The organism is Citrobacter sp. Cb023 (assembly GCF_030336805.1).
Classification (GTDB): domain Bacteria; phylum Pseudomonadota; class Gammaproteobacteria; order Enterobacterales; family Enterobacteriaceae; genus Citrobacter; species Citrobacter braakii.
Genome location: NZ_JAOWCV010000040.1, coordinates 713,099 through 735,446, shown reverse-complemented (window position 1 = coordinate 735,446; position 22,348 = coordinate 713,099). Strand labels below are relative to the sequence as shown.

Sequence of the window (22,348 nt, the reverse complement as noted above, 5' to 3'; positions counted from 1 at the left end):
ACGGTTTATCGATTGTTTTGCCCTGCAGTCTGAGCGCGTTTAGACGCGTCAGGCACCAGACGATAAAAGGTTTCGCCCGGCTTAGTCATACTGAGTTCGTTGCGCGCGCGCTCCTCAATAGCCTCTTGTCCGCCATTGAGATCGTCAATTTCGGCAAAGAGCTGATCGTTACGTGCTTTAAGTTTCGCGTTCGTAGCTTGCTGCGCAGCAACATCATCGTTGACGCGACTATAGTCATGTATGCCGTTCTTACCGAACCACAGCGAATACTGCAGCCAGACCAATAAAGCCAGCAACAGCAGCGTTAGTTTACCCATCCTGCCCCCTGAAAAACGGCATTAACATCCCATAACTTCCGCAGACAACTTTACATCAACGGTCGGGAATGCCGCGACAACGCGGGCAAATGTACCACATTTGCCCGTTGTTACGTATACCCCGTGTAAGGAGAACATAATCTCATTGTTGGTTACGGTTTGAATTATGACCAGAGAGTGAACAACATCAGCGATTGTTAAAAAAAGGCGTTTGCCTAACCCAACAACCACAGAAATAGCGCGCCAAACATCGCCCCAACCACCAGCAGGGTGCAGGTAATGCTCAACAACAACAGCCCCTTCAATAGGGAGTGCAGCGCAATACCCGCGACAATCGCCACGGGCAGCAATGCGAGGAAAAAGGGCCAGGTATAAATGAAGAAAAAGAGTGTGTTAGGGCCATAAATCAGAAACGGAATCCCCAGCGCCAACAGCCACGCGATAAAACCGACCACGGCACCCGGTAGTGACCAGGTGGTTTCATCGTCGGCGGCGAAGGTATCTGACTCTGTAATAGTAATGTTATGGCTGTTACGCATATCTAATCCTGTGACCGTGACTGACCGGGCATACAAGCTCGGGTGTCTCAGGATCTGATAATATCTTCCTGCCTCAGCAGGTCTAATAATTGGGGTACCAAATTTGTTACCAATTGTTCACCATCAAGGTGAATCTCTGGCGATTCAGGCGCTTCGTATACGGAATCAATTCCGGTGAAATTGCGCAACTCACCCGCCCGCGCTTTTTTATACAGCCCTTTTGGATCGCGTAATTCGCACGTTGCCAGCGGTGTATCCACAAAAACCTCAATAAAACGCCCTTCGCCAACGCGTTCACGGACCATTTTGCGTTCGGCGCGATGTGGAGAGATAAAGGCGGTCAACACCACAAGACCCGCATCCACCATCAGGTTAGCCACCTCGCCAACCCGACGAATATTCTCCTTACGATCGGCATCGCTAAACCCAAGATCGCTGCACAGGCCGTGGCGCACGTTATCGCCATCCAACAAATAGGTACTCACTCCCAGCTTGTGCAACGCCTCTTCCAGCGCCCCTGCTACCGTAGATTTACCGGAACCAGACAGCCCGGTAAACCACAGCACAACACCACGATGACCGTGGCGTTGTTCCCGCTGTTGCGGTGTAACAGGATGGGCATGCCAGACGACGTTTTCGTCATGCAGCGCCATTATTTTCCTCCCAGCAGATCGCGCGCGCCCCAGTGCGGGAAATGGCGACGCACCAACGCATTAAGCTCCAGCTCAAACGCGCTGAACTGAGAAGCCGCGGTGTGCTCCTGGACGATTGGCTCACGTACCAGCCCCGCGCCAACGGTAACGTTGGTCAGGCGGTCAATGATAATCAGCCCGCCCGTAACCGGATTCTGCTGATAGGTATCCAGCACCAGCGGCTCATCAAAAGTCAGATTAACCAGACCGATGCCGTTTAGCGGCAACGCTTCAACATCACGTTGGGTCAGGTTATTAATATCAATCTGGTACTGCACGTTATCAACGCGTGCGCGGGTCTTCTTACCGGCGACTTTGATGTCGTAGCTCTGCCCAGGCGACAACGGTTGTTCCGCCATCCACACCACATCAACGGCAGCGCTTTGTACCGCAGGTAACGCTTCACCGGCATCAAGTAGCAGGTCGCCACGGCTGATATCGATCTCATCTTTCAATACCAGGGTGATCGCTTCACCCGCATGCGCTTCCTGTAAATCGCCATCAAAGGTTACGATCCGCGCCACGCTCGACTCAACGCCGGATGGCAGCACTTTGACGCGTTGCCCTACCTTCACACTACCGGAGGCCAGCGTCCCGGCATAACCACGAAAATCCAGATTCGGTCGGTTCACATACTGCACCGGGAAGCGCATCGGCTGAGTATCAACTATGCGTTGGATCTCAACGGTTTCCAGTACTTCCAGTAGCGTCGGACCGCTGTACCACGACATGCTGGCGCTTTGTGAAGCCACGTTGTCGCCTTCCAGCGCAGAGAGCGGCACAAACCGGATATCCAGGTTGCCCGGCAACTGTTCAGCAAAAGTAAGATAGTCTTCGCGAATGCGGTTAAATGTCTCTTCGCTAAAGTTCACCAGATCCATTTTGTTGATCGCCACCACCAGGTGTTTGATCCCAAGTAGCGTGGAGATAAAGCTGTGACGACGGGTCTGATCCAGCACGCCTTTACGCGCATCGATCAGCAGGATCGCCAGGTCGCAGGTCGACGCACCGGTCGCCATGTTGCGAGTGTACTGCTCATGGCCGGGAGTATCCGCAATAATAAATTTACGCTTCTCGGTAGAGAAATAACGGTAAGCCACGTCGATGGTGATGCCCTGCTCGCGCTCGGCTTGCAAGCCGTCAACCAATAACGCCAAATCGAGCTTTTCGCCCTGAGTACCGTGACGTTTACTGTCGTTGTGCAGCGATGAAAGCTGGTCTTCATAAATCTGACGCGTGTCGTGCAGCAGGCGACCAATCAGGGTGCTTTTCCCGTCATCCACGCTACCGCAGGTTAAAAAACGCAGCAGGCTTTTGTGTTGCTGGGCGACCATCCAGGCTTCAACGCCGCCTTCATTAGCAATTTGTTGTGCAAGTGTCGTGTTCATGGCGGCTCCTTAGAAATACCCCTGACGTTTCTTCAGCTCCATGGAGCCCGCCTGGTCGCGGTCAATCACGCGGCCCTGACGTTCACTGGTGGTTGAGACCAGCATCTCTTCGATGATTTCCGGCAGCGTCTGCGCATTCGACTCCACCGCGCCTGTTAACGGCCAGCAGCCGAGCGTACGGAAACGCACCATGCGTTTTTTAATCACTTCACCCGGTTGCAGATCGATTCTGTCGTCATCAATCATCATCAGCATGCCGTCGCGTTCCAGCACCGGACGCTCCGCCGCCAGGTACAGCGGCACGATGTCGATATTTTCCAGCCAGATGTACTGCCAGATATCCTGTTCAGTCCAGTTGGAGAGCGGGAATACGCGAATGCTTTCGCCTTTGTTAATCTGTCCGTTGTAGTTATGCCACAGTTCCGGACGCTGATTTTTAGGGTCCCAGCGATGAAAACGATCGCGGAAAGAATAAATGCGCTCCTTGGCACGCGATTTCTCTTCGTCACGACGAGCGCCACCGAACGCGGCGTCGAAACCGTATTTGTTCAACGCCTGCTTCAACCCTTCGGTTTTCATAATATCGGTATGCTTGGCGCTACCGTGAACAAACGGGTTGATGCCCATCGCCACCCCTTCCGGGTTTTTATGCACCAGCAGTTCACAACCGTAGGCTTTCGCCGTGCGGTCACGAAACTCGTACATCTCGCTGAATTTCCAGCCGGTATCAACGTGCAGCAGAGGGAACGGCAACGTGCCAGGATAAAACGCTTTACGCGCCAGATGCAGCATTACGCTGGAATCTTTGCCGATGGAATACATCATCACCGGATTCGAAAACTCGGCGGCCACCTCACGAATAATATGGATGCTTTCCGCTTCCAGTTGCCGCAGGTGGGTAAGTCGTTTTTGATCCATAACCGTTCCTATGTAATGCCGTTATTTTGCTAACGATGCTCAGATAACCTGACTATAGGGAGGGCAAGAGGGCGAATGAAATTACGAATTGGAATGAGTAGTTCCTCAAAGGAATAACGATCCGGAAAAGCAAATATCAAAAAGTGCTTAAGCTACCGAATTTCGGGCATTTAGGAGCAAATGAAATTGTTTTACCTCGATCACGGTTTCATACTAGCGGCTAAAAATTTCTGCTTGGTATTTAAGGACTCATTATGTTTTCCGCAACGCGCCCCCTTCTTGCAATCCTGGCGCTCGGCGCGTGCTTTATCCTTCCCGCACAGGCAACATCTTCCAAACCTGGAGATATCGCAAATACCCAGGCTCGATATATCGCAACGTTTTTCCCAGGCCGCGTAACGGGCTCTCCGGCAGAAATGTTGTCTGCTGATTATATCCGTCAGCAATTTCAGCAGATGGGCTACAGCAGTGATATTCGAACGTTTAATAGCCGTTATGTTTATACCGCCAAAAATAACCGTAAAAACTGGCATAACGTCACGGGAAGTACCGTTATTGCCGCACATGAGGGTAAAGCGCCACAGCAGATTATTATCATGGCGCACCTCGACACCTACGCCGCGCAGAGCGACGCCGATTCCGATGCCAATCTGGGTGGATTGACCCTGCAAGGTATTGATGACAACGCCGCAGGACTTGGCGTGATGCTGGAACTGGCGGAAAAACTCAAAGACGTGCCGACGCAGTACGGCATTCGATTTATCGCCACCAGCGGCGAGGAAGAAGGCAAACTGGGCGCGGAGAACATCCTGAAGCGAATGAGCGCCGCCGAGAAGAAAAATACGCTGCTGGTTATCAACCTCGATAACCTGATCGTCGGCGATAAGCTCTATTTCAATAGCGGTAAGAAAACCCCGGAAGCGGTGCGAAAATTGACGCGTGACCGGGCGCTGGCCATCGCGCACAGCCGCGGTATCGTAGCCAGCACCAATCCGGGACTGAACAAAAACTATCCGAAAGGTACTGGATGTTGTAACGATGCAGAGGTCTTCGACGATGCGGGCATTGCCGTGCTCTCCGTTGAAGCAACCAACTGGAGTCTGGGCAAGAAAGATGGCTATCAACAGCGCGCCAAAAGCGCCTCGTTCCCGGCAGGCAACAGCTGGCACGATGTGCGACTGGATAACCAGCAGCATATCGATAAAGCCTTACCGGGCAGGATAGAGCACCGTAGCCGCGACGTGGTACGCATTATGCTCCCGCTGGTGAAAGAACTGGCAAAGGCGGGTAAATCCTCGTAACCCATCCAGCTCCATAATATTTCTGCTTTCAAAGTGGATTATCCCCGCTGGCGCGGGGAACACTCGATACTGTCCATAATGATGACCGGGTAATGCGGTTTATCCCCGCTGGCGCGGGGAACACTGATGGTTATTTTTGTCGGATGGGACCGTTTTCGGTTTATCCCCGCTAGCGCGGGGAACACCGCACGTATGCGTATTCATCCGCCGTAATCTGCGGTTTATCCCCGCTGGCGCGGGGAACACAATCTTTGAACGCTTCCCCTCTAGCTGAGCGACGGTTTATCCCCGCTGGCGCGGGGAACACAATCTTTGAACGCTTCCCCTCTAGCTGAGCGACGGTTTATCCCCGCTGGCGCGGGGAACACAATCTTTGAACGCTTCCCCTCTAGCTGAGCGACGGTTTATCCCCGCTGGCGCGGGGAACACGTGCTCGCTCCGTTACCTCGCTTTGTGCCTCGTGGTTTATCCCCGCTGGCGCGGGGAACACTGTGAATTACCGTGATATGACCATGGGATTAACGGTTTATCCCCGCTGGCGCGGGGAACACCCACCAACTCGGCGGCGCTCACTGTTCATAGCCGGTTTATCCCCGCTGGCGCGGGGAACACTTAGAGTCAAGTTTGACAGACTCGTTAATAAACGGTTTATCCCCGCTGGCGCGGGGAACACTGGGGAAAGGTCGGGCTGTTGTTGTTGTGGAACGGTTTATCCCCGCTGGCGCGGGGAACACATCACCACCGTAAAATTGAAGCCATTGGGGGACGGTTTATCCCCGCTGGCGCGGGGAACACCTCTCTGTGTTGCCAGCGGAAACGCGCGCGCGCGGTTTATCCCCGCTGGCGCGGGGAACACGCGAGATTGATAGTGGTTGTCATTTTAAATTCCGGTTTATCCCCGCTGGCGCGGGGAACACAGCGGCTGCCCACGGAAACAGTCGTATTTCCCCGGTTTATCCCCGCTGGCGCGGGGAACACTGATCAGCGCCATCAGCGTTAAAGCAATAAACCGGTTTATCCCCGCTGGCGCGGGGAACACACGATGCTCACGCTTGATTTCGATATCACCGGCGGTTTATCCCCGCTGGCGCGGGGAACACTCGTCGGTTTTTGTTTGCTCACTGTTTGTCTCCGGTTTATCCCCGCTGGCGCGGGGAACACTGGATGCAACCGCGACGGATTCAAGCCGCCTACGGTTTATCCCCGCTGGCGCGGGGAACACTCATTGGTCCCAATTAGCTCTTTTTGCAGCACCGGTTTATCCCCGCTGGCGCGGGGAACACGGTTAGCCGCTGACAGATAGCGCAATAGGTAGCGGTTTATCCCCGCTGGCGCGGGGAACACCGGCGTGGTTTGCTGCGTCAGAAATAAAATCCCGGTTTATCCCCGCTAGCGCGGGGAACACTGACGCCAGATACCTTTGGTAATGCCGAGTTTCGGTTTATCCCCGCTGGCGCGGGGAACACGGCCATAACCAGGCATGGATTGCCCGCCAGGGCGGTTTATCCCCGCTGGCGCGGGGAACACCAATGCAGTTTATGCTAAATCGGCGCGGGCGCCGGTTTATCCCCGCTGGCGCGGGGAACACCGTTAACAATAATGTTTATACTATTCATGCAGCGGTTTATCCCCGCTGGCGCGGGGAACACTTAAAACCAAGGGCATCGACTTTAATATTTTGCGGTTTATCCCCGCTGGCGCGGGGAACACCGGAACCGGTGGTAATGGAATGTTCGGCCAGCCGGTTTATCCCCGCTGGCGCGGGGAACACCCATCCACCACCAGCACGAGGAACCGCTCTTCCGGTTTATCCCCGCTGGCGCGGGGAACACACGGGGAGCGCCCGGGGCAATCACCTCGCGTGCGGTTTATCCCCGCTGGCGCGGGGAACACAACCAGGATGTTTTTATTTTATTTTCAGGTATCGGTTTATCCCCGCTGGCGCGGGGAACACGGTTACAAGCCCTGTCATCCGTAACGAGATCTCGGTTTATCCCCGCTGGCGCGGGGAACACACTGGCAGGTATCACCACGGCCAAACCACGCCCGGTTTATCCCCGCTGGCGCGGGGAACACGTGCGCGTAGGCTCAGTAAAAATAATACCGTCCGGTTTATCCCCGCTGGCGCGGGGAACACTTTACGAAGGCGTTTAAGAAATAAAGTGAGATCGGTTTATCCCCGCTGGCGCGGGGAACACTAACACCACCGCCTTTGTTATCGAAACTGGTTCGGTTTATCCCCGCTGGCGCGGGGAACACATCCGCAATACGCTCTAATGCATGCTGATAATCGGTTTATCCCCGCTGGCGCGGGGAACACGGCTATCCGCGTCGTGACGATGAATCCCGGCGCGGTTTATCCCCGCTGGCGCGGGGAACACCGCTATTAACGGAACGTGCGATGTAATAAATCCGGTTTATCCCCGCTGGCGCGGGGAACACTGATAGCCTCCCAATTTACGCGGTGTTTCGCCCGGTTTATCCCCGCTGGCGCGGGGAACACTGCCGGAAGGTTACAGCTATTCGCCCGAATCGCGGTTTATCCCCGCTGGCGCGGGGAACACGGTACAGGTTCGTTGCTCGCTCCGTTACCTCGCGGTTTATCCCCGCTGGCGCGGGGAACACCAATGCAGTTTATGCTAAATCGGCGCGGTCGCCGGTTTATCCCCGCTGGCGCGGGGAACACTTCGATGATTATTTATTTGGAGCGTTTTCGGTTTATCCCCGCTGGCGCGGGGAACACACAAAAAAACCAATAATCGAAATCACAGCAACCGGTTTATCCCCGCTGGCGCGGGGAACACAAATCGGTATTGCTATATCATTATTTTTAGGGCGGTTTATCCCCGCTGGCGCGGGGAACACTCGTTCCAGCTAACCAGCCCGTTTTGCTTGCCCGGTTTATCCCCGCTGGCGCGGGGAACACAGTATCTTTGGTGCTCGTGACGTTTGCTGGACCGGTTTATCCCCGCTGGCGCGGGGAACACATAGTTGTACCAGGTTAGGCCGCGTTGCGTTTCGGTTTATCCCCGCTGGCGCGGGGAACACAGCCCGTTCAATGGTGCCACGCAAACGGTGAGCGGTTTATCCCCGCTGGCGCGGGGAACACTTCTGCTTCTTGTTCTGTACCGGAAAAAAATTCGGTTTATCCCCGCTGGCGCGGGGAACACTTGAAAATCCCGGCTATTTGTGAACGATTCAGCGGTTTATCCCCGCTGGCGCGGGGAACACGCAAAAAACTAAAACCCGTCGTAGCAGCAGAATCGGTTTATCCCCGCTGGCGCGGGGAACACAAGACGATGAGCACCCCATACTGTTTTATCAACGGTTTATCCCCGCTGGCGCGGGGAACACATGCGTCTGCCTGGTGCGCCCCTGGCGTGATGCGGTTTATCCCCGCTGGCGCGGGGAACACTATGAGAGCGTGTAGCGCCCGGTTATGGCCTGCGGTTTATCCCCGCTGGCGCGGGGAACACTATTGACCAGACAGGCAAGATAACCGGAACGGCGGTTTATCCCCGCTGGCGCGGGGAACACTCATCCGCCATGCTCCTGATTTCGTCGAATGGCGGTTTATCCCCGCTGGCGCGGGGAACACACCGATTGCCTCTAACCAAATATCGGGATCGTCGGTTTATCCCCGCTGGCGCGGGGAAGTGAGGTATCGCCAACATAAACACCTGCGCGAACTTCTAATAACCAGACAGCCAGACGACCGCGCAAACGAGCAGGAATATTTTCGGTGACAACAACAAGCATACTCATGCGCTACCCCCTGTGACCTGCATCGCCCAATGAAACAGGCTCAGGGATCGCCGGAGGCTGGGCATCTGCAAAAGGTTTAGGGATTTCAATTTCCCCGGCAGCCAGTACTTCCTCAATCAATGGGATGATCCGCGCCAGCGTTTTCTGGCTGCGGAATATATCCCGACAGGCCAGACGAACCTCTTTATCTGGACTGACTGGCGCACGGGCAGCAATCTCGAAAGCAACCGGAACAACACCATCAAATTTGACGATATCAGCAATGTCATACACAAAAGAGAGCGGCTTACCGGAATGCACAAAACCAAAAGCAGGTGCGTAACCTGCGGCTAATACCGCGGCTTCGGTAATACCATAAAGGCAGGATGTGGCAGCACTAATACACTGATTAACCGTGTCGCCCTTTCCCCAGTCTTTAGGATCGTAACGTCGACCATGCCACTTCACACCGTAGCGCTCTGCCAGCAGAGCATAGCTCTGGCGTACCCGCGCGCCTTCGATGCCGCGGAGTTGTTCAACGGAGCGACGGCTGGGAGCAGGCTCACCAAAACGCAATTCGAACATTTTACGCACTACTTTCAGCCGGAGTTCTTCATCCAGCGCCAGCTTTGCCTGATACAACAGTCTGTCTGAACGCGCGCCTCCCGGCTGTCCGCAGGCGTAAAGTCGTACACCTGCTTCACCAACCCATACCAGTAAGGTACCTGTGGTTGCCGCCAGTCGCACCGCGGCATGAGAAACGCGCGTGCCTGGCTCCAGCATAATGCAGGCTATCGATCCCACCGGAATATGCGTTCGTATTCCCGTTTTGTCGATCAGCACGAACGCACCGTCGATCACATCAATCTGCCCGTATTGCAGAAAGATCATTGAGGTACGATCTTTCATTGGGATGGGGCTCAGCGGTAGCCAATTCATTGTTCCCCTCGCCGAATCAACATCAGACCGCAGCCTAGCGCTTTGCTTTTACCAAACCCATTCCTGAGAGCGTGAGAGAAACGCGTCACATCGTCTACCCGTAACAGTCCCGCAAAATCAACGCTACCAAAACTGATAGGACGTTCCCCGGTCAGTCGACTGAAACGTTGTTGCTGGTAACTCACCACGTAATCCTGCTTATCAGGAAGCATGAAACCATGCTGTTCCCCCTGACGGCGTAGCCAGTTATTCGCCGCGATGATTTGCAGTGGCCAGTGTTGTTCAGCAGGTATCCCTTTCTGCTTTGCCTGGTATTTGGCATCCATCATCACGTCGCTACGCTTACCGGATCGGGTGATAACGGGGTTCGCGCGTAGCGAAAAATACAGAAACATGCCTTTTGTCAGATGTGGCTGAAACGGTTTACTCTCTACGGCAAAAATATTATGCCCATCTAGAGGTGGAACATCCGACTGCACATAAAAACGCTCACCCCGTTCTGCAGACTCATGGCGAAACAGAAAACGGCGTTCATCCTGATGAGAAAAAAGCTGCCAAAGCCATTGATGACTGGCATAGGGGCTGGCGCTCTGCCACTTCTGCATCATTTCAGGCGTTAGCTTGCCGAGGTCCAGCGTTACGCGTGACAGAAACATTATTTTTCCTCCCTGAGCTGGCCTGCAAACTGACTACGCGTAGTAAACTGCCAGCGTACTTTACTGAGTGGCTGATCGCTTCTCTGAACGGAAATAGCAGGCACAACGCCCTGCGGCTCGCCTTCCCAATAGCAAAGATCGGACGCGGTAGTGATTGCCGCCAGTTCCGGGCAAATCAACGCCTGCTCTGCCTGGTAAAAAACGTGGGCCAACGTTCCGTCCAGTATCAGCGGCGCCAGCGGCAGGGCTGGAGGACAAGATTTTCGCCCCAGATACAGAGGAAATACAGGCTCCTCCAGCGCAGCTGCCAGTTTTTCCAAAACTATCGGTGCCCCTTCAGTTTCCTTAACAGCAATATGAAACAGCGCATCGCACCGATATTCGCGGGTGGTGATCATCGGATTGTTGAGATCTTCCTGCCCCAGAACCAGCTCATCACGCCGAGTGAAATAAATGCGCTTTCTGTTCTCTTTTGGTACTTCGACAGTGTGATAGTCACGCAGCCATTGCTCGCGGGAAGAAAACGGTCGTATGGCAAAATGGTAGTGTCGGTTAAACTCATCCAGATGAGCAGCCTCACGCCGGATACCACAGGCGGCAGCAAGCAATCCCAATAATGCTGAACGACTGGGCACAGCGTTGCTGTGCCTCACCTCGCCCACGGCGGCTTCGCCCCAGGACATCAACGGCGCGTAAAGTTGAAAAACAAGATAGCGGGACATCGCAACTCCTTACTGGCTGACAAACTCCAGCAGTTCCTGGAGCGAACCTTCGCCCGATTCCACATTCATCTCGTAGTGGCGCTCCCCCTCACGTGACCCGTAAGCGCGTTCAAACTTCTGCCGCTGCTCTTTCAGGCGTTGAATGGCCTGTGTCTGCTGATCTTCTCCACGAACAGGATTAAAGAAAGCGACTGAAAGCGCGCGAGGCTGCTGGCGTCCCATTTCCACCAGTGCGTAAGATGCGTAAGCACGCGAGGCAAAGCTGTTCTGATTTCCGGTTGGCGAGACGGTGAGCGCCGTTTCGGCCAGCGCCTTAAGGGTTCGCGCGACCAGGGCTTTATCACCATTGAGGTTTTCCAGTAACAGGTCGCGACTGATGCAAATATAAGAATAGAATAACGCAGAGGCGAAGCCCTTCTCACCCATATGCGCCGACCCGGCGTCATCCTCTTTACGGTTCAGATCGTCCACTGCCGTAAAGAAATCCTCTTCAACCGTAACGGCGCTGACGCCAAGAGCATGAGCCACCTGGCAAGCGGCTTCAACGTTAAACGCCGGGCTGGACGCCAGCATGCGACCAAACAGCGCGATATCAACGCCGCTGGCAGTTTCACGTAACAGCTTCAGCTCGCTCACTTCCGGTTCACGTTTATCCGCAATCAGCGTTTCAACCAGTTGGTTTATATGCCGGTATTCATCCGGACTGATATGCACCAGTTGTTCGATATTCAGGTTCTCTTCCGCCTTCGCATTTTTATCGGCTTTTAATTTGCCGAACTGGCTGGCTATTTTTCCAGCGGCGGAAAGCGCCATCTTTTCTGCAACTCCACCAGCCAGCAGATGTTTATAAATCTCACTGCCCAGACGGCGAGTACGGGTGCCAATATGTCCACTAAGAGCGCTTTCAAAAACTTCCGAGGTACGCCATGCGCGCTTGAGACTTTGTGAGGAGACCCGAAGACGCTCTACCCCGCCCATAATGGCGGTTTTCGGACGTCCGGTATCATCACGGTTCAGGTTAGCGGGGGCGTAAGCCGTCAGAATATGCAATTGAATAAATGTCGTCATGAGTGAAATCCTTTTTATTTGTTCCTGGGAGATTTTTCGCCAGCCTGCAGATATTCACTGGCCCAGCGTACGGAGAGGCGCTTAAAAGGGTTACTTTCAGCCGCCAGATGTGCTTCTTTCGCCTGCCATTCACGCATCCATAAGAAAACCCCGTCAGCCAGCGACACAAGGTTAACGCCCTGGTCACCGCGCAGTTTTACCGCACGAATCAGTTGACTGGAGAGTTCCGCCGGGGTTCTGACCGCCAACAGGCGATCGAAACGCTGACGTGAAAGGCAGGGGCCGCTTTTAATCTCTTCACCAAGCTGGCGGGCGAAAGAGCCGGTGGCGTTGTCGTGATGGGCATGGGCCGCAATGCCTGTAAAAATGGCTAATGCCAGTTTGTCGCTGGCCTGCTTTTCTACGTCCGTCAGCGCACGGTTCAGATGATGAAAAGCCTGGCTGGTGAGCGCCCCATACGGTAAAACCGCATGACGCAGCTCTGCTCGCCAGGCCCGACCATTGCCTGTAAAAGCAGCATCGACGCTATTGCGTTCCTGCAAACTCCGAAACCAACGGCGAATAATGCCAGGCGCACCGTCGATAATAATCAGCTCTTTTCCGGTGTTAGTTTCAAACATTCGCCTGCTCCTTATGTTCCATAGCGAGCTCCTTCAGTGTTTTCAGGCTGGTGAGTTTTTTGACATTCTTGATAAGACTGAGCCGGGCAGACAAAATTCGTTGCAAATCAGCCGTATTATCGGGGTTGGTAAAAGCGCTCTGGTCGAATATTTGTAGCAACCCGCGTTGCAGGTTCTCTCCCCACTCCCGCAGCGCGGCGCGCGCCTGAGGCTGAAGAGAAGAAGGATGTTGGCTTAACGTCTGCCATAGCTGACGAAATCCTGGCTCGGTCTGCTGCCAGAAGGCGATATCCACCATACTGAAATCCCCTTTCGCCTCTTTAGGACTCCCGAACCAGGCCTGTTTAAGCGCCTGAACGAGAAGAGGTCGAACGGAGATCGCCAGTTCGAGTGCAATTGAAAGCAGGTCTTTAAAGCTTTCCGCTTCATCGGCAAATAGCGCGATCAGAGGTAAACGATGCTCATACCAACAGCGCGCCTTGGCTTTATCCATATCAAAACCAAAGCACCATAATCCGGTAGCTCCCGGCTCTGGATTCTCGAGCACAACGCGTGCAGGGATCGTGCAATTCAGTTTATCTTCCGTCTTCATCGCCAGCCCCAGCCAGTCTTTATAGACCAGACCACCAGGTTGTCCCTTGAGCGCCAGCATCGATGACGCCGCGTCTTTCAGCGCTTTTCGATACGGTGAAAGCGGGTGAACCCAGCCGTCATACTGCACGCCGTAGTTTTTGCTGCGGATCTGGCTGAGCAATGCAGGATGAGGCTCACCGCACAAATCACACTCGCCGCTTTGCGTATGGCTGAAATCAATTTCCAGCCGTCGCGGCATGCCCCAATAGGCCTGGAGCGGATGTGCATTTTCGGGCGTCACCCTATTTTTTGACGTTTCACTACTGCGGGTTGCGGCCAGCCACGGGAAAATCAGAGCCAGTTGCTCATCCTGCCATTGCTGCTGCCCAGGCATAACATTCAGCCAAAGTTTGCGCCACAGCGGCTCATTTGGCTGAACTGGCATTAACAGCGTCGTCAGCGGTCCACCGCCGCGCATGCTGGTACGCCCCCCGGCTCCGTCCTCAGGGGAGTTGGTCTGAACGGTATAAAGCGCCATCACTGCACAGTGCGGGCAAAAATGCCGATAAATACGACGTTTTACGAAGTGATCTTTATTTAACTTAACAGTGTTGCCGCCGGGAGCATCAATCAATAACCTGGCGATTGCGCTATTTTTAACATCCAGCCCAGAAAAATCCTGCAAAAAAGCGGGTTTCTGTGGGCCAAACTGCATGGCAACCGCCACGCGTTCCAGCGCTTTTTGCCAGCGGTCCGGATCGATACCATCTTCCCAGATATCCTCCCACTGTTCTTCATCCTCCGGCGCGAATACCGTTTGTAGCAGGCCAATCAATAACTGATATGCCGCCCCCTGAAAATCTGCGCGCGGCCACGCCAGTTCGATAATGTCATTATCAGCCAACTCGCCTGGCGAAATTTTTCGCCGCTGCCCCTGCCTGTCGATAACCGGCAGCCAGGGCTCCGTGATAAGTGAAAACATGATTCCTCCTGAAATAAATTACTGCAAATGCTGGCTCGATAACCCCCACGCCTTGCTATAAACTGCCGACGCGTCCCCCTCTGTAAGTAGCAGCACCTGTGCATTCGGGTTGTGAATTTCGTGGCGAAAATGTTCGAGTTCTTCCCCCTGCAAACACGGCGCGTTAGCAGCAATTTTCTGCCATAGCGTTTCCCGCAACGAGAGGCGACTTTGTTGCCAGGAAAACGGTTCCAGCCGGGCGTAGGATTGCAGCGATCCTCCCTCTGCCCGCCAGGCAAGAAACAAATCGACGGTGGGCTCGCTTAATCGGGTGGAAAGTTCCACGTCGTCACTCCATCCCGCCATGCTTGCGGTACGGTGATAGCCTGTTTCCCAATCCAGAATGTTTTGCTTTGCGGCAGCCTTCACACTGAGATCTTTGCCGTAAACGTTATCCTCCTGAGCTTGCAGGCCAACGGGCGCGGCTATCCATGCTTCGTATACGCTTTCCACCAGTTCGCGCGCATCTTCCGGCATGCGAATCTCCCCTTTGTCGCGCAATATTGCCTGTGTCCGCCACAGGCAAGCGTGGTCTTCGTAGACATAGCCTGTACCTTTGAGATGTTCACCCAGCCAGCCACTTTCCGCTTCCGGTTGCCACTCCGGCGCCAGAATGTGCAACGCTGGAGACAGACGACCATCTGGCATCTGCCCGGTTAGCGCCCCGTGTCGATCGCGAATATGGCGCTGTAAACGTCCTGCGCGCTGAATCAATAAATCGACCGGGGCCAGGTCGCTAATCATGACGTCGATATCCAGATCCAAACTCTGTTCCACAACCTGTGTTGCGATCAGCACTTTGCCGCGCCGCAACGTTGGTGTGCTTGATTTTCCGAACCATTCCAGCGCCCGATTTTCTATTGCCATACGATCGATAAATGCAAAACGACTGTGGAACAACAGCAGGTTTTCTGGTGGAACAAGCCCGCTATCCAGCAACTGGCGATAGACGGTAATCGCGTCATCCACCGTGTTACGGATCCAGCAGATGCATTGCCCGCTTTCAACGGTGCGGAGGATCAGTTCGCGGGCGCTGTCCGGATCGTTGAGCCACTGCACCGCAACGCGACGAGCCACTTCAGGACGCGTGGGAATATAGCGTTCAGATACCCCCTGCGAACTGAGATGCGAAAGCCAGGGATAGCCTGCATTTTGATCGGCAATAACGGGAGCACCGTTAATACCGCGCTGGAAAGCATTCAGTAACGTATGGCGTAAAGACGAGGGCAGCGTGGCGCTCAGGATGATGACGCTACCGCCCTGAGCCGCATGAAAGGTCAGTAGCCCTTCCAGCAGACGCACCATATAGCTGTCATAAGCATGTACTTCGTCCAAAAGCAGGATCTTGCGATACAGCCCGAGCAAACGTAGAGACTGATGACGAAATGGCATGGCGGCCATTAATGCCTGATCGAGAGTTCCGACCCCCACCTCAGCCAGCAGCGATTTCTTGCGTGAATCAGCAAACCAGATATTGCAGGTACTGCTGGCAGCCTGTTCATCCGGTATATAGGCAGATTGTCCGGCATTCCGCGATGACCACAGGGAATGCGTGAAGGCCTCCGACATGCCGCTTGAGCCATGCGCCAGCACCAGCGACGGGCGTTGCTCTGCTACAAATAACGCGCGATAAGCCGTTGCCAGCCGTTGAAACATGGCGTTTGAGGTTGCCATAGTCGGCAGTCCAACGTACAGGCTGTCACCTTTCCCCTGAGCCATTAACCGCTGGGTGAGGATCAGCGCCGCTTCCGTTTTGCCTGCACCGGTCACATCCTCCAGTACAAAAAGTTGTGGGCCTTCGGCTGAAATCGCTATGTCCATAGCGCTTTGCTGAAGCGGCGTTAAGTGCTGAATAAACGGGAACAGATCGGCCGGATTACGGTGGGTATCTACCGAAGAAAGCTGAGGAAGTTGCGCCAGCGCGTGCGTGGCCTGTGCTAAGGCCCTCTGCCAGTACGCGCTATCTGGCATAACGGTACTGACCAGTGGAAAATCATGTTGGTTCGATCCCATCCAGTCCGCAAGCGTTGTCAGTCCAGCCAGCAGCCAGCTTTGTTGACAGAGTTTTTTACGCCAGATTTTGTCGCAAAACCGGTCGGGGAAATCAGTGACATTGAGGAGAGAAGAGAGCGCCGCCATCCATTCTTCGGCAGCCACTTTGTCTTCGGGGGTAAAAGCAACGCTTCCTTTGACATCCTTTAATGGCGGAAGACCATGATGACCGGTGACGACGTTGAGCCAGATATCCAGCGTTCTTTCACTTTCGCGTGTTAACGCAGGTAACGCATTGGGCCATGCTTTTCTCAACCCCTGCCAGAACCAGTATCCCAGCGAGTCGTGTCGTTCAGGATAGCCAATCCCGCTGATACCGGGCACCAAATCCGGGTAAGACGTCTTATTGAGCTGCTGAAAACCCCGCGCGAATTTCCCTATATCGTGGAGCCCCAGTATCCAGGCAAACCAGCGCGCAGCCTCTTCCCGGGAGAAACCTAATTCGGCAAAGATATCTGCCGCATGAAAGCGATTGCGCATCACCATTTGCCAACCGCAGGCCGCCACATCCAGACAGTGATAGGGCAGCAAATGGTATGCATCCCCCTGGTCGTGAATATTTTCCTTTTTACTGGTTTTTCCCCAGTAAGCAAAATAAGGTGCGTAATTAGCCATTTATTAATAACAAGTCCGAATCCAAATATATTAAGAGAATTACAGACTAAGAAATAATATCGGTGATCAGAATCACACCTTAACGCGCAAAATAAAGTATTTATGCAAGATAATAATAAATATGAATAAGATGAATTATATAAATAAGCACCAGAAATATTTCCCTCTATTTTCCGGTGCTGATGAGACTATCACCCCTCGTGCAATCCGCACTCGCGCTTCAATCCGAAGAACCGCGTCTCTTCTTCCGCCATACCCGGCTCCCATTTGCGGGTGGTATGGGTATCACCAACTGACAGATAGCCCTGATCCCACAGTGGATGGTATTTCAGGCCGTGCTTTTGCAGATACTGGTAAAGGGTACGGTTGTCCCAGTCGATGATCGGCAGCACTTTAAACACGCCGCGCTGGATAGCCAGCACCGGCAAATGCGCCCGACTGCCCGACTGTTCGCGGCGCAGACCGGCAAACCAGGTTTGCGCATTGAGTTCTTTAAGCGCGCGGTTCATCGGCTCGACTTTGTTGATCTCATTGTATTTCTCAATGCCTTCAACGCCCTGCTCCCACAGTTTGCCGTAGCGCGCTTCCTGCCAGGCCGCGCTCTCCTTCGCCCGGTAGACTTGCAGATTAAGCTTGAGCTTGTCCGTTAACTCATCAATAAACTGGTAGGTTTCCGGGAACAAATAGCCGGTATCGGTGAGGATCACCGGGATATCCGGGTGAATCTGATTCACCAGGTGCAGGCTTACTGCCGCCTGGATACCAAAGCTTGATGACAGTACATATTCACCAGGCAGGTTTTCCAGCGCCCACGCCACGCGCCCTTCGGCGTCCAGCTTTTCGAGCTGTGCGTTGGTTTCCGCCAGCGCCAGAATGCGGTCGACTTTTGGCAGGTCATTAAGGGCGTTTAGATCGAGTACGGACATAATTACCTCTCGTGGTTACTCCCAGAAATCCCGGGCGGGATCGAGCACCGGGCGAATGATGCCCGCACGCACCGTAAAATCACCGAAGCCTTCACCCGCTTCGCGCTCTTTCGCCCAGCGACCAACCAGTTCGTCAACGGAGTCGAGAATTTCCGATTCCGTAATATTTTCGCGATACATACGCGGAATGCGCGTGCCCATGCGGTTACCGCCAAGGTGTACGTTGTAGCGCCCCGGGGCTTTACCCACCAGGCCCAGTTCCGCCAGCATCGCGCGGCCGCAGCCGTTCGGGCAGCCTGTAACGCGCATCACGATATGCTCGTCAGGAATGCCGTGTTTTTCGAGAATAGCTTCCACTTTATCAGTGAACGATGGCAGGAAACGTTCGGCCTCCGCCATCGCCAGCGGACAGGTCGGGAACGACACGCAGGCCATCGAGTTTTCACGCTGCGGCTTCACCGCATTCATCAATCCGTGATCGCGCGCCAGCTTCTCGATCTTCGCTTTTTGGCTTTCCGGCACACCAGCAATGATCAGGTTCTGGTTGGCGGTGATGCGGAAATCCCCTTTGTGGATCTTCGCGATCTCCAGCAGGCCGGTTTTCAGCGGACGGCCCGGATAATCCAGGATACGGCCGTTTTCAATAAACAGCGTCAGGTGCCAGTTATTGTCGATCCCTTTTACCCAACCAATACGATCGCCGCGACCGGTGAACTCGTACGGGCGGATAGGCTCAAATTTAATACCCGCGCGACGCTCCACTTCCTTTTTGAACGTGTCGATACCAACGCGTTCAAGCGTGTATTTAGTTTTGGCGTTTTTACGATCGGTACGGTTACCCCAGTCGCGCTGCGTTGTCACCACAGCTTCTGCTACCGCCAGGGTGTGCTCCAGCGGCAGATAGCCGAACTCGCTCGCGGTGCGGGCGTAGGTTTTCTTATTGCCGTGCTCAATCGACAAACCACCGCCGACCAGCAGGTTAAAGCCCACCAGCTTGCCGTTTTCGGCAATCGCCACGAAGTTCATATCGTTGGCGTGCAGATCGATGTCGTTCTGCGGCGGGATTACGACCGTGGTTTTAAACTTACGCGGCAGATAGGTTTGGCCGAGGATCGGCTCTTCGTCGGTGGTCGCTACCTTCTCCTGATCCAGCCAAATTTCTGCATAGGCGCGAGTACGCGGCAGCAGATGTTCGGAGATCTTCTTCGCCCATTCATAGGCTTGGGCGTGCAGCTCGGACTCGTACGGGTTAGAGGTACACAGAACGTTACGGTTCATGTCGTTGGCGGTCGCCAGCGCGTCCAGCCCGACCGAATGCAGCATCTGGTGTACCGGCTTAACGTTCTTCTTCAGAATGCCGTGAAACTGGAAGGTCTGACGGTTGGTCAGACGAATGCTGCCGTAAATTGTGTTGTCATGGGCGAACGTGTCGATCGCCTGCCACTGTTTGGTGGTGATCACCCCACCCGGCAGACGGCAGCGCAGCAGCATCGCGTGACGCGGCTCCAGCTTTTGCTCGGCTCGTTCGGCGCGGATATCGCGGTCATCCTGCTGGTACATACCGTGAAAACGGATCAGCAGGAAGTTATCGCCTTTGAAGCCGCCGGTCAGGCCGTCGTTTAAATCTTCGGCAATCGTACCGCGCAGATAGTTGCTTTCCAGCTTCATACGCTCAGCGTCGGACAGCTTGCCTTCGACCACCAATGGTCCTGGGTATTTTTCGCTCATTAGTAGACATCTCGCTGATAACGGCGCTCAATGCGCAGCTCACTTAAAAATTCATCCGCCGCTTCGATATCCATAGCACCGAATTCGGCAATCACTTCCAACAAAGCCTGCTCAACGTCTTTCGCCATGCGATTAGCGTCGCCGCAGACATAAATGTGGGCACCGTCGTTTATCCAGCGCCACAGTTCCGCACCTTGTTGGCGCAGTTTATCTTGTACGTAGACTTTTTCTTTTTGATCGCGCGACCAGGCGAGATCGATGCGGCTCAGTACGCCCTCTTTGACGTAACGCTGCCATTCCACCTGGTACAGGAAATCTTCGGTAAAGTGTGGGTTGCCAAAAAACAGCCAGTTTTTGCCTTCGGCTCCGTCAGCCGCACGCTGCTGCATGAATGCACGGAACGGCGCAATCCCCGTGCCTGGTCCAATCATAATCACCGGTGTCTGCGGGTTAGCCGGCAGGCGGAAGTTATCGTTGTGTTCGATGAACACGCGCACCTCGCCCTCTTCTTCCACGCGATCGGCGAGGAAACTGGACGCGCCACCAGCACGGGCACGACCTTCAATGTCATAACGCACCACGCCCACGGTGACGTGCACTTCGCTTTCCACTTCCGCCTGGGAAGAGGCAATAGAATACAAACGCGGCGTCAGCGGGCGCAGAAGATCAACCAACGTTTGGGCATCCAGCTGCGCCGGAGAGAAACGCACCATATCGACGATTGGCGTGGTTGCGGCGTAATGCTGCAACTGTGCCTTATCACCCACCAGCGGCAGCAGGGATTCGCTACGGGTTAAAGTGGCATAGTTCTCGACGATATTGCCGGTGTTAACCGTCAGCTCGAAATGCCACTGCAGCGCTTCGGTGAGCGACAGGGTTTTGCCGTCAACCGTGACCGGCTCATCTCCTTTCAGCCACAGCAATTCAACCAGCTCTTTGACCAGCTCAGGATCGTTCTGATACCAGACTCCTAAGGCATCGCCCGGCTGGTAGCGCAGGCCGGAATCGCCGAGATCGATTTCAATATGGCGCACATCTTTTTCCGAGTCGCGACCAGTGATTTTCTGATTCACCGCAAGCGACGCCGTCAGTGGCGCTTCTTTGGTGTACGGGCTGGTGTGTACTTCGTTTACCGCACCGCTCGCAGCAACTTGCACAGACGATGCCGCAGGGGCACGCGCTTTCAGGACATCAACCAGACGGGCACGCCATTCGGCTGCCGCGCCCTGGTATTCGACGTCGGCATCCACGCGGTCAAGCAAGCGTTCACCGCCCAGCTCAGCCAGTTTTGCATCGAAGTCTTTTCCTGACTGACAGAAAAACTCGTAAGAAGTGTCACCAAGACCAAACACGGCAAAAGCGGTGTTATCAAGCTTCGGCGCTTTTTTCGAGAACAGGAATTTATGCAACGCTACGGCTTCTTCCGCCGGTTCACCTTCCCCTTGCGTCGACGCCACTACGATCAGCAATTTCTCATTGGCGATTTGTTTGAATTTATAGTCGCCAGCATTGGTGAGAGTGACGTTGAGCTTTGCAGCGATCAGATCATCGCGCAGGGCTTCCGCCACACGACGCGCATTACCGGTTTGCGAGGCGGAGATAAGCGTAATGCCAGGCATTTCAGCAGCAGGCGCAGGAGTCGCCGCATTGCTGCCTGGCTGCTGATTCAGCACGCCCCAAAAATAGCCAGAAACCCACGCAAGCTGTGCGGGAGTGAAATCGGTCGTGGCCGCCTGAAGGCGTGCCAGTTGCTCCGGGTTTAGCGGTAGCAGAGCGGAAGGTGGGGCCTGTGTCGTCATGCGTTGTCATGTTCCAGTAAGCAAAGCGGATTTAAGCAATAAAACCCAAACTGAAGATAAGGTTAACGGCGGGGATAGTAACAATTAAAGAAGGGATAGAAATAACAAATAACCAAATGAACTAACCTGTTTTAGTTATAGTTATTAACAGCAAAACAGATTGGATAACCATATGATATATCAATAATTATTAAATATTACCATCATGAATAGGTCGTTCTGATACTCAGCGCCCTTTTAACTAATGATAAAATTCGCTCTTTACGGTACCCTACGGCGGTTTTTCGCATTCTTGAGAGTAAAAAATGTCCACCACCTTGTTTAAAGATTTCACCTTCGAAGCCGCTCACCGCCTGCCGCATGTACCGGAAGGGCATAAGTGTGGCCGCCTGCATGGTCACTCATTTATGGTGCGTCTTGAAATTACCGGTGAAGTCGATCCGCATACCGGTTGGATCATGGATTTTTCTGAGTTAAAAGCCGCGTTTAAGCCAACTTACAACAGACTCGATCACTACTATCTGAACGATATTCCTGGCTTAGAAAACCCAACCAGTGAAGTACTGGCCAAATGGATTTGGGATCAGGTTAAACCGGTTGTCCCTCTGCTGAGTGCCGTAATGGTGAAAGAGACCTGCACAGCAGGCTGCGTGTATCGCGGGGAATGATTGTATCGTCTGTGGCAACGGTCAATTTTCCTTAACTAACACTCTGTTAGGGTTATGTGCTC

At 54.1% G+C, this 22,348-nt stretch carries 17 protein-coding genes, 1 pseudogene and 1 CRISPR repeat array; of the genes and pseudogenes, 2 read left to right on the top strand and 16 right to left on the bottom strand.

All coding sequences use genetic code 11. The annotated features are described in order from the left end of the window. Positions 1-5: 5 nt before the first annotated feature. The 5 genes from ftsB to cysD form a co-directional block, all read right to left on the bottom strand. Complete coding sequence (gene ftsB / locus OGW44_RS24285; protein ID WP_003034163.1) at positions 6-317, bottom strand: cell division protein FtsB; 312 nt, start codon at positions 315-317, stop codon at positions 6-8. A 215-nt stretch (positions 318-532) separates the two neighbouring features. After that, entirely contained in the window at positions 533-856 is a 324-nt protein-coding gene (locus OGW44_RS24280) for a DUF3561 family protein (RefSeq protein WP_016154211.1), read from the bottom strand. A 47-nt stretch (positions 857-903) separates the two neighbouring features. Beyond that, positions 904-1,509 carry an adenylyl-sulfate kinase gene (gene cysC, locus OGW44_RS24275; protein ID WP_019077557.1) on the bottom strand — a complete coding sequence of 202 codons (606 nt, stop codon included), beginning with the start codon at positions 1,507-1,509 and terminating at the stop codon, positions 904-906. Next, positions 1,509-2,936 (bottom strand): sulfate adenylyltransferase subunit CysN, encoded by a 1,428-nt coding sequence (gene cysN / locus OGW44_RS24270; RefSeq protein ID WP_016154213.1) that lies wholly within the window; start codon positions 2,934-2,936, stop codon positions 1,509-1,511. The genes cysC and cysN overlap by 1 nt, the downstream gene beginning before the upstream one ends. A gap of 9 nt (positions 2,937-2,945) precedes the next feature. Continuing rightward, a complete protein-coding gene (gene cysD, locus OGW44_RS24265; protein ID WP_003034152.1) occupies positions 2,946-3,854 on the bottom strand; it encodes a sulfate adenylyltransferase subunit CysD in 909 nt (302 codons plus the stop codon). 254 nt (positions 3,855-4,108) lie between these two features. On the opposite strand from cysD, the gene OGW44_RS24260 reads away from it, so the two are divergent. Continuing rightward, positions 4,109-5,155 carry an aminopeptidase gene (locus OGW44_RS24260; RefSeq protein WP_019077559.1) on the top strand — a complete coding sequence of 349 codons (1,047 nt, stop codon included), beginning with the start codon at positions 4,109-4,111 and terminating at the stop codon, positions 5,153-5,155. 34 nt (positions 5,156-5,189) lie between these two features. Then, positions 5,190-8,814: a CRISPR direct-repeat array (repeat unit 29 nt; unit sequence CGGTTTATCCCCGCTGGCGCGGGGAACAC). A 46-nt stretch (positions 8,815-8,860) separates the two neighbouring features. Here the strand turns inward: OGW44_RS24260 and OGW44_RS24255 are convergent. The 11 genes and pseudogenes from OGW44_RS24255 to cysJ all read right to left on the bottom strand — a co-directional run. After that, positions 8,861-8,914: pseudogene (locus OGW44_RS24255) on the bottom strand (type I-E CRISPR-associated endoribonuclease Cas2e); the annotation flags it as partial. A gap of 9 nt (positions 8,915-8,923) precedes the next feature. After that, positions 8,924-9,838 (bottom strand): type I-E CRISPR-associated endonuclease Cas1e, encoded by a 915-nt coding sequence (gene cas1e / locus OGW44_RS24250; RefSeq protein WP_185654472.1) that lies wholly within the window; start codon positions 9,836-9,838, stop codon positions 8,924-8,926. Then, complete coding sequence (cas6e, locus tag OGW44_RS24245) at positions 9,835-10,494, bottom strand: type I-E CRISPR-associated protein Cas6/Cse3/CasE (protein WP_049268523.1); 660 nt, start codon at positions 10,492-10,494, stop codon at positions 9,835-9,837. The genes cas1e and cas6e overlap by 4 nt, the downstream gene beginning before the upstream one ends. Further along, positions 10,494-11,216, bottom strand: coding sequence for a type I-E CRISPR-associated protein Cas5/CasD (gene cas5e / locus OGW44_RS24240; RefSeq protein WP_185654471.1), 723 nt, complete (start codon positions 11,214-11,216; stop codon positions 10,494-10,496). Before cas5e ends, cas6e begins: the two co-directional genes overlap by 1 nt. 9 nt (positions 11,217-11,225) lie before the next feature. Beyond that, positions 11,226-12,284, bottom strand: a complete 1,059-nt coding sequence (cas7e, locus tag OGW44_RS24235; RefSeq protein WP_049268521.1) for a type I-E CRISPR-associated protein Cas7/Cse4/CasC — start codon at positions 12,282-12,284, stop codon at positions 11,226-11,228. Positions 12,285-12,298: 14 nt separating this feature from the next. After that, positions 12,299-12,904 carry a type I-E CRISPR-associated protein Cse2/CasB gene (gene casB, locus OGW44_RS24230; RefSeq protein WP_053090388.1) on the bottom strand — a complete coding sequence of 202 codons (606 nt, stop codon included), beginning with the start codon at positions 12,902-12,904 and terminating at the stop codon, positions 12,299-12,301. After that, on the bottom strand, positions 12,897-14,459 hold the full coding sequence (gene casA / locus OGW44_RS24225) for a type I-E CRISPR-associated protein Cse1/CasA (protein WP_185654470.1): 1,563 nt from the start codon (positions 14,457-14,459) through the stop codon (positions 12,897-12,899). The genes casB and casA overlap by 8 nt, the downstream gene beginning before the upstream one ends. 18 nt (positions 14,460-14,477) lie before the next feature. After that, positions 14,478-17,165, bottom strand: a complete 2,688-nt coding sequence (gene cas3 / locus OGW44_RS24220) for a CRISPR-associated helicase Cas3' (protein ID WP_185654469.1) — start codon at positions 17,163-17,165, stop codon at positions 14,478-14,480. A gap of 191 nt (positions 17,166-17,356) precedes the next feature. After that, positions 17,357-18,091, bottom strand: a complete 735-nt coding sequence (cysH, locus tag OGW44_RS24215; protein WP_185654468.1) for a phosphoadenosine phosphosulfate reductase — start codon at positions 18,089-18,091, stop codon at positions 17,357-17,359. A 15-nt stretch (positions 18,092-18,106) separates the two neighbouring features. Continuing rightward, a complete protein-coding gene (gene cysI / locus OGW44_RS24210) occupies positions 18,107-19,819 on the bottom strand; it encodes an assimilatory sulfite reductase (NADPH) hemoprotein subunit (protein WP_046274900.1) in 1,713 nt (570 codons plus the stop codon). Further along, positions 19,819-21,618 (bottom strand): NADPH-dependent assimilatory sulfite reductase flavoprotein subunit, encoded by a 1,800-nt coding sequence (gene cysJ / locus OGW44_RS24205; protein ID WP_185654467.1) that lies wholly within the window; start codon positions 21,616-21,618, stop codon positions 19,819-19,821. The genes cysI and cysJ overlap by 1 nt, the downstream gene beginning before the upstream one ends. Before the next feature lie 305 nt (positions 21,619-21,923). On the opposite strand from cysJ, the gene queD reads away from it, so the two are divergent. After that, entirely contained in the window at positions 21,924-22,286 is a 363-nt protein-coding gene (queD, locus tag OGW44_RS24200) for a 6-carboxytetrahydropterin synthase QueD (protein ID WP_016154218.1), read from the top strand. Positions 22,287-22,348 lie beyond the last annotated feature (62 nt).